Annotated in this window: 11 protein-coding genes; 4 read left to right on the top strand and 7 right to left on the bottom strand. The window is 64.3% G+C overall.

Translation table 11 applies throughout. The features are described from left to right. Positions 1 to 272: 272 nt before the first annotated feature. Complete coding sequence (locus tag ACFY68_RS26005) at positions 273 to 1,487, top strand: YeeE/YedE family protein (RefSeq protein ID WP_387533522.1); 1,215 nt, start codon at positions 273 to 275, stop codon at positions 1,485 to 1,487. A 65-nt stretch (positions 1,488 to 1,552) separates the two neighbouring features. Here ACFY68_RS26005 and ACFY68_RS26000 read toward each other — a convergent pair whose 3' ends face one another. The 3 genes from ACFY68_RS26000 to ACFY68_RS25990 all read right to left on the bottom strand — a co-directional run bounded on the left by ACFY68_RS26000 (position 1,553) and on the right by ACFY68_RS25990 (position 3,439). Further along, positions 1,553 to 1,882: a hypothetical protein gene (locus tag ACFY68_RS26000; RefSeq protein ID WP_387533519.1), complete on the bottom strand. Its 330-nt coding sequence runs from the start codon at positions 1,880 to 1,882 to the stop codon at positions 1,553 to 1,555. Between the two features lie 75 nt (positions 1,883 to 1,957). Beyond that, on the bottom strand, positions 1,958 to 2,608 hold the full coding sequence (locus tag ACFY68_RS25995) for a DUF998 domain-containing protein (RefSeq protein ID WP_387533516.1): 651 nt from the start codon (positions 2,606 to 2,608) through the stop codon (positions 1,958 to 1,960). 93 nt (positions 2,609 to 2,701) lie between these two features. Next, positions 2,702 to 3,439 (bottom strand): GntR family transcriptional regulator, encoded by a 738-nt coding sequence (locus tag ACFY68_RS25990; protein ID WP_387533513.1) that lies wholly within the window; start codon positions 3,437 to 3,439, stop codon positions 2,702 to 2,704. Between the two features lie 117 nt (positions 3,440 to 3,556). Between ACFY68_RS25990 and ACFY68_RS25985 the strand changes: the two genes are divergently transcribed. The 3 genes from ACFY68_RS25985 to ACFY68_RS25975 all read left to right on the top strand — a co-directional run bounded on the left by ACFY68_RS25985 (position 3,557) and on the right by ACFY68_RS25975 (position 7,104). Beyond that, positions 3,557 to 4,912 (top strand): adenylosuccinate lyase family protein, encoded by a 1,356-nt coding sequence (locus ACFY68_RS25985; RefSeq protein ID WP_387533510.1) that lies wholly within the window; start codon positions 3,557 to 3,559, stop codon positions 4,910 to 4,912. Positions 4,913 to 4,972: 60 nt separating this feature from the next. Continuing rightward, complete coding sequence (locus tag ACFY68_RS25980) at positions 4,973 to 6,274, top strand: cation:dicarboxylate symporter family transporter (RefSeq protein WP_387533507.1); 1,302 nt, start codon at positions 4,973 to 4,975, stop codon at positions 6,272 to 6,274. A gap of 80 nt (positions 6,275 to 6,354) precedes the next feature. Further along, complete coding sequence (locus ACFY68_RS25975; protein WP_346614329.1) at positions 6,355 to 7,104, top strand: FadR/GntR family transcriptional regulator; 750 nt, start codon at positions 6,355 to 6,357, stop codon at positions 7,102 to 7,104. A gap of 180 nt (positions 7,105 to 7,284) precedes the next feature. Here ACFY68_RS25975 and ACFY68_RS25970 read toward each other — a convergent pair whose 3' ends face one another. The 4 genes from ACFY68_RS25970 to kdgD form a co-directional block, all read right to left on the bottom strand. Next, entirely contained in the window at positions 7,285 to 8,865 is a 1,581-nt protein-coding gene (locus ACFY68_RS25970; protein ID WP_387533503.1) for an aldehyde dehydrogenase (NADP(+)), read from the bottom strand. A gap of 23 nt (positions 8,866 to 8,888) precedes the next feature. Then, positions 8,889 to 10,442, bottom strand: a complete 1,554-nt coding sequence (gene garD / locus ACFY68_RS25965; protein ID WP_387533500.1) for a galactarate dehydratase — start codon at positions 10,440 to 10,442, stop codon at positions 8,889 to 8,891. Positions 10,443 to 10,517: 75 nt separating this feature from the next. Continuing rightward, on the bottom strand, positions 10,518 to 11,882 hold the full coding sequence (locus ACFY68_RS25960) for an MFS transporter (RefSeq protein WP_346614326.1): 1,365 nt from the start codon (positions 11,880 to 11,882) through the stop codon (positions 10,518 to 10,520). A 104-nt stretch (positions 11,883 to 11,986) separates the two neighbouring features. Continuing rightward, on the bottom strand, positions 11,987 to 12,898 hold the full coding sequence (gene kdgD, locus ACFY68_RS25955; RefSeq protein WP_346614325.1) for a 5-dehydro-4-deoxyglucarate dehydratase: 912 nt from the start codon (positions 12,896 to 12,898) through the stop codon (positions 11,987 to 11,989). Positions 12,899 to 13,195 lie beyond the last annotated feature (297 nt).

The following is a 13,195-nucleotide window of genomic DNA, read 5'->3' as shown; positions in this document are numbered from 1 at the left end:
GGCACGTTGCAACAAATGTAGGAGCGGGCTTGCCCGCGATGCGCCGCGCGGGCGGCGCTCGATCTCAAGGGCGCTGAAAATCCCAAGGCAAGCGCTTCGCGATGCGCCGCGCGGGCGGCGCTCGATCTCAAGGGCGCTGAAGATCCCAAGGCAAGCGCTTCGCGATACGCCGCGCGGGCGGGGCTCGATCTTAAAGGCGGCAAATACCCCCAGGCATGCACCCGCACCTTCGCTATAATCGCCGCCCGTTTTACTGTAATCCGAGCATTCCAATGGGTCTTTCCACAACCGCCACACCTGAACCGCGCCGCTTGGGCGCCCCCGTGATCGCCTTGGCCCTGTTGCTGGCCGGCGCCTGGTTTCTCAACCTCAACGCCGGCTTCAAGCAGGTGCTGCTGCTGATCGTCGGTGCCGCCCTGGGCCTTACGCTGTACCACGCCGCCTTCGGCTTCACCTCGGCCTGGCGGGTGTTCATCAACGAGCGCCGCGGCGCCGGCCTGCGTGCGCAGATGGTCATGCTGACCGTGGCGGTGATGCTGTTCTTCCCGGCGCTTTCCGCCGGCAGCCTGTTCGGTAATCCGGTGACCGGGCTGGTGGCGCCTGCGGGCGTTTCCGTGGTGTTCGGTGCCTTTATCTTCGGCATCGGCATGCAACTGGGCGGTGGCTGTGCGTCGGGTACGCTGTTCACTGTGGGTGGCGGCAACGCGAGGATGCTGGTGACCTTGCTGTTCTTCATCATCGGTTCGGTGACGGCCACGCACCACGCTGACTGGTGGTTCGCACTGCCGTCGTTCCCGGCAACCTCGATCGTCCAGGCTTGGGGCGTTGGGCCGGCGCTGGTGGTGAGCGTGGCAGTGTTCGCGCTGATCGGCTGGGCTACCGTGGTGCTGGAAAAACGCCGCCATGGTGGCCTGGAAGCCCCAGTGAGCAGCGAGCATCAGGGCCTGCGCCGCTTCCTGCGTGGCCCGTGGCCGCTGCTGTGGGGCGCCATCGCACTGGCCTTGCTGAACTACGCCACCCTGGCCTTGGCCGGGCGCCCGTGGGGCATCACCTCGGCCTTCGCCCTGTGGGGTGCCAAGACCCTTTCCAGTTTTGGTGTGGATGTCGGCAGCTGGGTGTTCTGGCAGTCTCCGGCCAATGCCAAGGCGCTGGCCGCGCCGCTGTGGCAGGACGTGACCACGGTGATGGACCTGGGCATCGTGCTAGGTGCGCTGCTGGCGGCGGGCCTGGCCGGGCGTTTTGCGCCAAGCCTGAAAATCCCGCTGCCGTCGCTGATTGCCGCAGTCATCGGCGGCCTGCTGCTGGGCTACGGTTCCCGCCTGGCCTATGGCTGCAACATCGGCGCCTACTTCAGCGGCATTGCGTCGGGCAGCGTGCATGGCTGGCTGTGGCTGGTTGCGGCGTACACCGGTAACCTGATCGGCGTACGCCTGCGCCCGTGGTTCTTCGCCGGCGAGCGTCGGCCAGTGGCGCTGACCGGCTGCTAGGCACTAGGCTCAAGACTTAATAGCTGGGATGAAATATTTGTCGCAACTCACTGATAAGTAGAGGCTTATCGTTTTGCGACTGCGTGCTGAACGCACTGTTCGTAGTACGTCTGCTTGATCGCTGCCGGCTTGAGCTGCGAGCGGCTGTTATAGGTCTGCTCGGTGATTCCGAAGGCGGTCATGCGCATCCATGGCTTGGCGAACCTGCGCACCTGCAGCTTCTTGCGGGTGGCATACAAGGTCACGCCGGAGAGTTTGGCCTGCTGGGCCTCGGCGGCGATCTGCGAGCCCCAACCACACGCCTGGCGGTCGTTCTGGCTCAGCGTTCTGGCCTGCGCGCCGAAAGCAGTCGTGGCCAGCAGGCAGCCGGCCACCGTTGCTAGAAATACTCGCATGTTGCTGTCCTAAGCATCTGACGGAGAACGAAGTTTGCCTTCGCTTCAGATGCCTGGGGGCCAGTACTAGGCCGCTCAGGTGGTGGCGATGCGCAGGCGATTTGCCAGCGCAGGGCGCAAGCTGTGCAGTGCAAGCCCCGCAACCCATATCACTGAGACTGCGTAGTTCAACCGTTGGTACAGGCCGAACAACTGGCCGGTTTTGGCGGCCTGTGCCATCAGTACCACGGTGATGATCGCCCCAACCACACCGGCCAATGAAAACCGCCCAAGCGCAGGTGAACCCGCCACGCGTTTGCCGGCCCAAATCCAGAGGGCACTGGCCAGGGTCAACGAGAGGAACATCAGCAGGCCGGACGCATTATGCAGCTGTTGCGACAGCGAAGGGTGAGCAGGCGCACAGCCCTGGTCGCAGGGGAACCAGCCGGTGCCCAGGCTGCCCAAGCCATGCAGCAGTACCAGCGCAGCACTCGCCAACGCTACCTTCGAGCCCGGCCACCGCCGCGCCAGGCCCCAGGCGAACAAGGCGAACAGCACCGCGAGCGGGAAATTGTTGAGCAGTGGCGACCAGAAATGGGTGGGGGCGCCTACCGCGCCCAGCTGGCTCATGGCTTGCTGAAGGTGGTCGTAGCCGGGGTAGGCCCGGGCAGTGAGCCAGACGCCCAGCAGCAGCCAGAACGGGATGAGCAGGCCGCAAGTCAGCAAAAAACGGTCGAGCGTTTTCATCGGTGGTTTCCTTCCGTGGAATGGCTATATCAAGCATCTACAGTAGCGAGATCGTTGCGGGCTGTCCCGATTCGATCGCGGGCAACTAGGTTTTCAGCCAGCCGCTTTGTCGCGGCGCATCTGCGTCACCAAGGTGAACCTATCATCCGGGTGTACGGTTTCGGATACCGTCATCAGCCCCCCGTCGTCATCCCGGTAGTGCCTCAGAATCTTCAACCCCGGCGCCCCTGTTTCCGCCTTCAGGGCCCGCGCCATTTCTGCGGTCAGCAGCACCGCACGCACCTGTTGGTCCACCACTGCGATAGCGCGCCCGTAATGCTGCTCGATCAGGCTGGCGATCAGTTGGTCCGGATGTTCACGCGCCAGCTCGATAACGTCGGCATAGTCACGTTGGGCGTAGACATCGGTCCAGCACAGCGGGGCGGCGCTGTGCTGGCGGTCGACGCGAATGCTCGACACGCAGAAGTAATGCTCGCCCGGCATCAGCCCCAGCCGAGCTGCCTCGCTGAGGTCGGCGACGAAGTGGCGCACGTCTTGGATCTCACGCTGCTGGGTTTCTGCTAGATGCGCAAGGTCGGCCACGGTCGCCAGCGACTGCGAATACCCGCCACGCGGGCTGCTGGCTTCCACCCGGGTGCCGACGCGCTTACGGCGTGATACCAACCCTTGGTTGAGCAACTGGTTGATCGCCGCTCGCACGGTGTGCCGGCTCACTTCATACAGGTCACACAGCTCGAACTCAGTGGGCAACAGACTGCCGACCGGGTAGCGGCCGTTGGCGATGCCTTCCATCAGGTCCCTGGCCACCACGGCGTAGCGCGCTTCGTTCATACCTTCGGTCAGTCCCGTCAATTTCTTCGGTTGACAGTGTAACAGCGGCAGGGCAAGAATTATGTACGGACATATTAAATATGTACGATCAATAACAACATTTCAGGATCCTTGCCCATGTCCACCACCGTTTTCGACTCCACCCTGTTCCGCGACATGTTCGGTACTGCCGAGATGCGCGGGGTGTTTGCCGACCAGGCGCTGATCGAGCGCTACATCGAAGTTGAAGTGGCGCTGGCCAAGGCCGAGGCACGCTGCGGCGTGATCCCGCAAGACGCCGCCGAGCAGATCGCCGAGCTGTCTCGCTATGCCTCCCTCGACCTGGCGCTGATGCAACACGAAACCGAAATCGTCGGTTACCCGATCCTGCCCCTGGTAGAACAACTGTCGAAGCTGTGCGGGGACGCGGGCCGCTATGTGCACTGGGGCGCGACCACGCAGGACATCATGGACACCGCCGTTGTACTGCAGGTGCGCGCGGCGCTGGCCATCGTCGAACGTGACGTGCAGGCCGTAAGAGGCCTGCTGGCAGAGCTGGCGCAGCGCTACCGCGACACGCCAATGGCCGGCCGCACCCACCTGCAGCACGCGCTGCCGATTACCTTCGGCTACAAGTGCGCGGTGTGGCTGAGCATGTTCGACCGCCATGCCGAGCGCCTGATGGAGCTGCGCCCGCGGGTGGAAGTGGGGCAGTTCGCCGGTGCCGCCGGTACCCTGGCGTCGCTGGGCGACAAGGGCCTGGAGGTGCAGGCAGCGTTGATGGACGAATTGGGCCTGGGCGTGCCGCAGGCCACCTGGCACGTAGCTCGCGATGGCTTGGCCGAGACCCTGAACTTCCTCGGCCTGGTTACTGCTTCGCTGGGCAAGGTAGCGCTGGACGTGATGATGATGATGACCAGCGAGCTGGGCGAGGTGTACGAGCCGTTCGTCAAGGGCCGTGGCGCCAGCAGCACCATGCCGCAGAAGCGCAACCCGATTTCCTGCGAGCTGATGTACGCCGCAGCCAAGGGCGTGCGCCAGCAGGCCGGGCTGATGCTCGATGCGATGATTCAGGACTTCGAGCGCTCCACCGGCCCATGGCAGGCTGAGTGGATCGCCATCCCCGAAGCGTTCGCTTTGACCGCCGCCTCGCTGGGCCAGGCGCGTTTCATGCTGGCTGGCCTGGACGTACGTACCGAGCGCATGCGCAAGAACCTCGACATGACCCAAGGCCTGATCGTCGCCGAGGCGGTCATGATGGGACTGGCCCCGGCGCTGGGCCGCCAGGTGGCGCATGACGTGGTGTATGCCGCCTGCCGCATGGCCAACGATCAGGGCATCAGCCTCCTCGAAGCGCTGCAGGCCCAGGGCGAGGCCACCGCGCGCCTGGACCTGGCAACCCTGGAACGCCTGTGCGACCCGACCAACTACCTAGGCCTGGCGCCGCAGATGGTTGACCTGGCGCTTTCGCGCCCCGGTGCCGTCGCCCGCTGATGCTGCACGGGCCTGGCCGCCGCCAGGCCCTCCGATTACAAGAACAATGAGAACACAATCATGTCTTGCGCCACCAAGAAACCGCTGTACAAGGACCTGACCTTCCAGGTCATCGCGGCGATGCTGCTGGGCATCGCATTCGGCTTCCTCGCCCCAGAGCTTGCTGCCAAGTTCAAGATCCTTGGGGACATCTTTCTCAAACTGATCAAGACTGCCGTGGCACCGCTGGTGTTCTTCACCGTGGTGCACGGCATTGCGTCGGCCGGCGACATCAAGCGCGTCGGCAAGGTTGGCTGGCGGGCGCTGGTGTACTTCGAACTGCTGTCGACCCTGGCCCTGGCCATCGGCCTGCTGTGGGGCAACCTGATCGGCATCGGCTCAGGGATGCACGGCGCCCATGCCAGCAGCGCCGCCTCGGCCGCTGCCAGCGCCGCTGTTGCCAAGGGCCATGCGCCGAGCTCGACCATGGACTTTATCTACGCGATTTTCCCCGACAACTTCGTCGGTGCCTTCGCCGGTGGCCAGTTGCTGCAGGTACTGGTGATCGCGGTGCTGTTCGGCTTCGCCCTGCTGGCTCTCAAGCATGAGCGCCGCGCAGTGATCGAAGATGGGCTGAACCGCGTGTCCGAGTGCTTCTTCGAGTTCATCAACCTGATCATGAAGTTCGCCCCACTGGGCGCTTTCGGTTCGGTGGCCTACGCGGTGGGCAGCAATGGTTCGGCAGTGCTGATGTCGCTGGCCAACCTGGTGCTGATGTTCTACCTGGCCGTGGCGTTCTTCCTGTTCGTCGTGCTTGGGGCGGTGTGCCGGTTGTCAGGGTTCAGCCTGTGGCGCTTTCTGACCTATATCAAGGACGAGATATTCATCGTGCTGGGCACCGCCTCGTCGGAAAGCGCCCTGCCACGCCTGCTGCAGAAGCTCGAAAGGTTCGGTTGCTCCAAGCAGAGCGTGGGCCTGGTGCTGCCCACCGGTTACGCGTTCAACCTTGACGGTACCTCGATCTACATGTCGATGTGCGTGCTCTTCATCGCCAACGCCTATGGGGTGCCGCTGGGCTGGGAGCAGCAACTGGGCATCCTGGCGATCATGCTGGTCACCTCCAAAGGCGCGGCAGCGGTGTCCGGTGGCAGCTTCGTGGTGTTCGCCGCCACCGTCACCGCCATCGGTGTGCTGCCGGTGGAAGGGCTGGCTTTACTGTTCGGCGTGTACCGCTTCATGTCCATGGCCATTGCCACCTGCAACACCATTGGCAACAGCGTAGCGACCGTGGTGGTGGCCAAGTGGGCAGGCGAGTTCACCGAGCAGGCTGCACGCGAGGAATACACGCGAGTGCTGGGCCGAGCACCTGGCGCAGCGCTTTAATAAATACCGCGTCAGGTGTATGTGATCGTACAACCGCTTGCGCTATCATGACGGCTGTCTTTCAAGGTGAAATACAGGGCATGACAGAGCAGCAGGTACAGGCAAGGACCCGGCGCAAGCCGCGCAGTCTGGCCCAGGAACTGGTCACGGTGCTGACCGAGCGCATTCGCAGCGGCCAGCTCAAGCGCGGCGACAAGTTGCCGACCGAATCGCAGATCATGGCCGAGGAGGGCGTCAGCCGCACCGTGGTGCGTGAGGCGATCTCGCGGCTGCAGGCTGCCGGGCAGGTCGAAACACGCCATGGCATCGGCACCTTCGTGCTGGATACACCCTCCACCGGCGGTTTTCGCATCGACCCGGCCACCGTGGTCACGCTGCGTGAAGTGCTGGCTGTGCTGGAGCTGCGCATCGCCCTGGAAATCGAATCGGCCGGCCTGGCTGCGCAGCGGCGCAGCGATGAGGAACTGGCCGGCATGCGTGCGGCGCTGGACGAGCTGAACGAAGGTGCCGCGCATGCCAACGATGCGGTGTCGGCGGACTTCCAGTTCCACTTGCGCATCGCCCAGGCCAGCGGCAACCACTACTTCGCCGACATCATCAACCACCTCGGTACCAGCATCATCCCGCGTACCCGGCTCAATTCTGCACGCCTGGCGCATGATGACCAGGCGCATTACATGAGCCGCCTGATGCATGAGCACGAGGCGATCTACGAGGCCATTGCCCGGAGTGACAGCGAAGGGGCGAAGATGGCCATGCGCATGCACCTGAGCAACAGCCGCGAGCGGCTGCGCCAGGCGCATGCGGAGGCCGAAGCGCAAGGGGTTTGAATTCACGGTTGGCGTTGCTGGCCCTATCGCCGGCAAGCCGGCTCCCACAGGTACGCCGCTGTTCTCAGGCTCGGCGCAAACCCCGTGGGAGCCGGCTTGCCGGCGATAGGGCCGGTAAATTCAATGCAAGACTCAAAAGAAAGCCCCGCAAACGCGGGGCTTTCTTTTACATCAGGGCATTCAGATCGCCCCGTCACTCCACTGCCCATTCACCAGCCGGCGCAAGCCCAGCGGGTTGCTGTCGCGCAGCGCCTCAGGCAGCAGCGCTTGCGGGTAGTTCTGGTAGCAGACCGGGCGCAGGAAGCGGTCGATGGCCAGGGTGCCGACCGACGTGCCACGGGCATCGGAGGTAGCCGGGTACGGGCCGCCGTGCACCATGGCATCGCACACTTCAACGCCAGTGGGGTAGCCGTTGACCAGGATGCGGCCTACCTTTTCTTCCAGCAGCGGCACCAACCAGGCAAACGCTTCGAAGTCTTCCGGCTCGCCGATCAGGGTGGCAGTCAACTGGCCACGCAGCCCGAGCAGGGCGGCGCGCAGTTGCTCATTGTCCTGTGCCTCGACGGCAACCGTGGTCGGGCCGAACACTTCTTCCTGCAGCAGCGGGTCGGCGTCCACCAGCAGGCGGGCATCGGCCTTGAACAGCTGAGCGCGTGCCTGGCTGCCTTGCTGAGGCTGGCCGGCCAGGTGTTCGATGCCGGCGTGCGCCTGCAGGTGCTCCAGGCCGCCAACATAGCTGCGCAGGCCACCGGCGTTGAGCAGGGTCTGGCCGGCTTGTTGGTCCAGGTGCTGGCCAAGGTCGCTCAGCAGTTGGCTGAACTGCGGCGATTGCAGGCCGATCACCAGGCCTGGGTTGGTGCAGAACTGGCCGGCGCCCAGGCACACGGAGCCGGCCAGCTCGCGAGCGATGGCCTCGCCCCGCTTGGCCAGCGCGCCCGGCAGGATGATCACCGGGTTGATGCTGGACATTTCGGCGAATACCGGGATCGGCTGCGGGCGCTCGGCGGCCATGCGGCACAAGGCGTCGCCGCCCTTGAGCGAGCCGGTGAAACCGACGGCCTGAATGGCCGGGTGCTTGACCAGCCATTCACCGACACCACCGCCGAAGACCATGTTGAACACGCCCTTGGGCATGCCGGTGCGCTCGGCGGCGCGGACGATGGCTGCACCGACCAGGTCGGCAGTGGCCATGTGGCCGCTGTGCGCCTTGAACACCACCGGGCAACCGGCGGCGAACGCAGCAGCGGTGTCGCCGCCAGCGGTGGAGAAGGCCAGCGGGAAGTTGCTGGCGCCGAACACGGCAACCGGGCCGACACCAATGCGCATCTGGCGCAGGTCTACGCGCGGTAGCGGTTGGCGGTCGGGCAGTGCCAGGTCGATGCGTGCGCCCAGGTAGTCGCCACGGCGCAGCACTTGGGCAAACAGGCGCATCTGGCCGCTGGTGCGGCCACGTTCACCCTGGATACGCCCAGCGGGCAGGGCGGTTTCGCGGCAGACAACGGCGACGAAGGCATCGTCCAGCTCGTCAAGCTCAGCAGCAATGGCGTCGAGGAACTCGGCGCGGCGCGCCGGGGCCAGCTGGCGGAATTCGGCGAACGCGGCAGCGGCGGCCTGGGCCGCCTGGTCCACTTCGGCCTCGGTGGCCTGGGCGAAGCTATAGGGCAGGGCCTCGCCGGTGGTGGCGTCCAGGCTCTGCAGGCGTTGCGCGCCAGCGGCGCTGCGCTGGCCGGCGATGAAGTTGTGGCCAAGAATCTCAGGCATGGGGTGCTCCTGTAGGTGAGTAATCAGGTGATAGGCGCCGGGTTGAACAAAGTGATGTCGTTGTGCAGCCGGTGCTGTTCGGCCCAGGTCTGTTTGCGGCCGCTGGCCACGTCCAGGTAGTAGTGGAACAGCTCCCAGCCCAGCTCTTCGATGCTCGACCGGCCGCTGGCGATGCGCCCGGCGTCGATGTCGATCAGGTCCGGCCAGCGCTGCGCCAGTTCGGTGCGGGTGCAGACCTTGACCACCGGCGCCATGGCCAGGCCGTACGGGGTGCCGCGGCCGGTGGTGAACACGTGCAGGTTCATGCCGGCTGCCAGTTGCAGGGTGCCGCAGACAAAATCGCTGGCCGGGGTGGCGCAGAAGATCAGGCCTTTGCGCCCAACCCGCTCGCCGGGGCCGAGCACGCCTTGAATAGCGCCGCTGCCCGACTTGACGATCGAGCCGAGGGATTTTTCGACAATGTTGGACAGCCCGCCTTTCTTGTTGCCCGGCGTAGTGTTGGCGCTGCGGTCCGCCGCACCTTGCTGCAGGTAGCGGTCGTACCAGTCCATCTCGCGCACCAGCGCGTCGGCGACTTCCTGGTTTTCGGCGCGCGAGGTGAGCATGTAGATAGCGTCGCGCACTTCGGTAACTTCCGAGAACAGCACGGTAGCGCCAGCGCGCACCAGCAGGTCGGCGGCATAACCCAGCGCCGGGTTGGCGGTGATGCCCGAGAACGCGTCGCTGCCGCCGCACTGCATGCCGAGGATCAGTTCACTGGCCGGCACGGTTTCGCGGCGGCGCTGGTCGAGCTTTTTCAGGCGGGTTTCGGCCAGGCCCATGATCTGCTCGATCATTTCGGTGAAGCCGAGGCTGGCGTCCTGCAGGCGATACAGCCAGGGTTCGCTGAGGTCCACCGACGGGTCGTTGTCGTGCATTACCTGGCCGGCCTGCAGCTTCTCGCAGCCCAGGCTGATGACCAGCGCTTCGCCGCCCAGGTTGGGGTTGCGCGCCAGGTTGCGCACGGTGCGGATCGGGATGTAGGCGTCGCGCGCGTTGATTGCCACACCGCAGCCGTAGCTGTGGGTGAGGGCGACCACGTCATCGACGTTGGGGTATTGGGGCAGTAATTCGGCGCGGATGCGCTTGACCGCGTGTTCCAGCACGCCGGTCACGCATTGCACGGTGGTGGTGATGCCGAGGATGTTGCGGGTGCCGACGGTGCCGTCGGCGTTGCGGTAGCCTTCGAAAGTGAAGCCGTCGAGGGGCGGCAGGGGCGCAGGGACGGCATCGCAGCGCGGCAGGCTGTCCAGTTCCGGTGCCGCCGGCATGGCCAGCTGGCTTTCCTGGACCCAGCTGCCTTGGCGCAGGTCTTCCAGGGCGTAACCGATGATTTGCCCGTAGCGGCGCACCGGCTCGCCCTTGGCGATCAGCACGGTGGCGACCTTGTGGCTCTGCGGCACGGCTTCGACCAGGGTCAGGCCGTCGGGGAAGCGGGCGCCTTCGCCCAGGCCGCCGTCGTTGACCACCACCACGACGTTATCGTCGTCGTGCAGGCGGACGTAGCGGGGCGAGTCGGAATGTTCGATCAACTGCATGTTCAGGCCCTACGTTTAGGTTCTCAGGCTTTTGTACATCCGCCCGCACCGGCAACCCGGCGCGGGCGTGTTCACTCAGTGACGCGAGCTGGCCAGTTCACCGTTGGCGGCAGGCTCAGCCTGTGGCTTGGGGGCGTCTTCGCGCAGCTCGATACGCTTGATCGGGCCGACGATCACCAGGTAGCTGAACACCGCCACCAGGGCGTTGGCACCGACATACACCAGGGCCCACTTGAACGAGCCGGTGGCACTGATGATGTAGCCGATGACAATCGGGGTGGTGATCGAAGCGATGTTGCCGAAGGTGTTGAACAACCCACCAGACAACCCGGCGATCTGTTTCGGCGAAGTGTCGGCGACCACCGCCCAGCCGAGCGCACCGATGCCTTTGCCGAAGAAGGCGAGGGTCATGAAGCCGACCACCATCCATTCAGCGTCTACATAGTTGCAGAAGACCATGGTGGTCGACAGCAGCAGGCCACAGACGATTGGCAGCTTGCGCGAGAAGGTCAGCGAATTGCCGCGGCGCAGCAGCCAGTCCGACAACACGCCACCCAGCACACCCCCGATGAAGCCGCAGATGGCCGGCAGCGAGGCGATGAAGCCTGCCTTGAGAATGGTCATGCCACGCTCCTGCACCAGGTACACCGGGAACCAGGTCAGGAAGAAGTAGGTGATCGCGTTGATGCAGTACTGGCCCAGGTAGACGCCCAGCAGCATGCGGCTGGTCAGCAGTTGCTTGATGTAGCCCCATTTCGGGCCGTCATTGCCGCGCTTCTGGTCCATGTCCACCAGGCCGCCGTTCTGCTCGATGTGCTCGAGCTCTTGCGGGCTGATGCGCGGGTGTTGGCGTGGGTTGTAGATGGTCTTCAGCCACACGGCAGAGAACACGATGCCCAGTGCACCCATGACCACGAACACGTGCTCCCAGCCGAAGCTGAACACGATCCAGCCCATGATCGGGGCGAACAGCGCGGTGGCGAAGTACTGCGCCGAGTTGAAGATCGCTGATGCTGTGCCGCGCTCTGCGGTGGGGAACCAGGCCGCGACGATACGGGCATTACCCGGGAACGACGGGGCTTCGGCGAAACCGACCAGAAAGCGCAGGGTGAACAGGGTGACGACCGCCCAGGCGACCGGCAGGCCACCGACAAAACCCTGCAGCAGGGTGAACAGTGACCAGGTGAAGATGCTGAACGCGTACACGTTCTTGGAACCGAAGCGGTCCAGCAGCCAGCCACCAGGGATCTGGCCGGCAACGTAAGCCCATCCAAAGGCGGAGAAGATATAACCGAGGGTTACGGCGTCAATGCCGAGGTCTTTCTGCAGGCTGGAGCCTGCGATGGCGATGGTGGCGCGGTCGGCATAGTTGATCGTGGTCACCAGGAACAGCATGAACAGGATCAGGTAGCGCACATGCGTCTTTTTAGTCGCTTGCATGCTGGCAATACTCCCACTAGTTATTTTTGTGCGGGCTCACGAGTTGTAGCCGGAGTGGGGGTAGCCCACTCCGGGTGCGGCATTGGCAGGCCGCTGGGGTGCGCTTATTGCGGACCCATCTTGTCCATCAGCGCTGCGAGCATTTCGTATTCTTCAGCGGTCAGGTCGGTCAGCGGGGTGCGCACCGGGCCTGCGTCGTAACCGGCGATCTTGGCGCCAGCCTTGACGATGCTCACGGCATAACCGGCCTTACGGTTGCGGATGTCCAGGTACGGCAGGAAGAAATCGTCGATCAGCTTGCCAACGGTGGCGTGATCTTCACGGGCGATGGCGTGGTAGAAGTCCATCGCGGTCTTCGGCACGAAGTTGAACACCGCCGACGAGTAAACCGGCACACCCAGGGCTTTGTAGGCAGCAGCATACACTTCGGCGGTCGGCAGGCCACCCAGGTAGCTGAAGCGGTCACCCAGGCGACGACGGATCGACACCATCAATTCGATGTCGCCCAGGCCGTCCTTGTAGCCAATCAGGTTCGGGCAGCGTTCGGCCAGTTTTTCCAGCAGGTCGGCGTTCAGGCGGCAGACGTTGCGGTTGTACACCACCACACCGATGTTCACGGATTTGCACACGGCTTCGACGTGGGCCGCAACACCGTCCTGGCTGGCTTCGGTCAGGTAGTGCGGCAGCAGCAGCAGGCCTTTGGCGCCCAGGCGCTCGGCTTCTTGAGCATATTCGATGGCCTGGCGGGTGGAGCCGCCGACGCCGGCGAGGATGGGTACCGACGTTGCGCAGGTGTCGACTGCGGTCTTGATCACCTGGCTGTACTCGCTGGCGGCCAGGGAGAAGAACTCACCGGTGCCACCGGCGGCGAACAGGGCGCTTGCGCCGTACGGGGCCAGCCATTCCAGGCGCTTGATGTAGCCGGCCTGGTTGAAGTCGCCCTGGGCATTGAAGTCGGTGACCGGGAAAGAGAGCAGGCCGTGGGAGAGGATGGATTTCAGTTCTTGTGGATTCATTGTTGTTGGCATCCTGTGGCGCTTGGGGTGAAGGTGTGGTGTGTTGCGATGGAGGTAAGTTATCGTACAACCTCTGGAATGGCTAGTCCTTTGTTGGAGATTTTTTTGGGGGAGCGGGAGGGTGCTTGTCATAGGATTTGCGGTGGGGCATAGATCGAGCGCCGCCCGCGCGAAGCGCTTGCCTTGGGATCTTTGGCGTCTATGAGATCGAGCGCCGCCCGCGCGGCGCATCGCGGCTAAAGCCGCTCCTACATTTGTTGCAACGTGCCATGGCCTGATAGGCCATAGTTGTCAGCC

Source organism: Pseudomonas sp. NPDC012596, from assembly GCF_042902325.1.
Taxonomy (GTDB): domain Bacteria; phylum Pseudomonadota; class Gammaproteobacteria; order Pseudomonadales; family Pseudomonadaceae; genus Aquipseudomonas.
The sequence above is the reverse complement of the archived record's forward strand: the minus strand, read 5'-3'. Positions and strand labels throughout refer to the sequence as shown.

Excerpts from the sequence above, each read along its gene's own strand:
- ACFY68_RS25975 (WP_346614329.1), top strand. The coding sequence starts at position 6,355 with ATGACAGAGCAGCAGGTACAGGCAAGGACCCGGCGCAAGCCGCGCAGT.
- ACFY68_RS25970 (WP_387533503.1), bottom strand. The coding sequence starts at position 8,865 with ATGCCTGAGATTCTTGGCCACAACTTCATCGCCGGCCAGCGCAGCGCC.
- ACFY68_RS25985 (WP_387533510.1), top strand. The coding sequence starts at position 3,557 with ATGTCCACCACCGTTTTCGACTCCACCCTGTTCCGCGACATGTTCGGT.
- ACFY68_RS25990 (WP_387533513.1), bottom strand. The coding sequence starts at position 3,439 with ATGAACGAAGCGCGCTACGCCGTGGTGGCCAGGGACCTGATGGAAGGC.
- ACFY68_RS25995 (WP_387533516.1), bottom strand. The coding sequence starts at position 2,608 with ATGAAAACGCTCGACCGTTTTTTGCTGACTTGCGGCCTGCTCATCCCG.
- garD (WP_387533500.1), bottom strand. The coding sequence starts at position 10,442 with ATGCAGTTGATCGAACATTCCGACTCGCCCCGCTACGTCCGCCTGCAC.
- ACFY68_RS26000 (WP_387533519.1), bottom strand. The coding sequence starts at position 1,882 with ATGCGAGTATTTCTAGCAACGGTGGCCGGCTGCCTGCTGGCCACGACT.
- ACFY68_RS26005 (WP_387533522.1), top strand. The coding sequence starts at position 273 with ATGGGTCTTTCCACAACCGCCACACCTGAACCGCGCCGCTTGGGCGCC.
- kdgD (WP_346614325.1), bottom strand. The coding sequence starts at position 12,898 with ATGAATCCACAAGAACTGAAATCCATCCTCTCCCACGGCCTGCTCTCT.
- ACFY68_RS25980 (WP_387533507.1), top strand. The coding sequence starts at position 4,973 with ATGTCTTGCGCCACCAAGAAACCGCTGTACAAGGACCTGACCTTCCAG.
- ACFY68_RS25960 (WP_346614326.1), bottom strand. The coding sequence starts at position 11,882 with ATGCAAGCGACTAAAAAGACGCATGTGCGCTACCTGATCCTGTTCATG.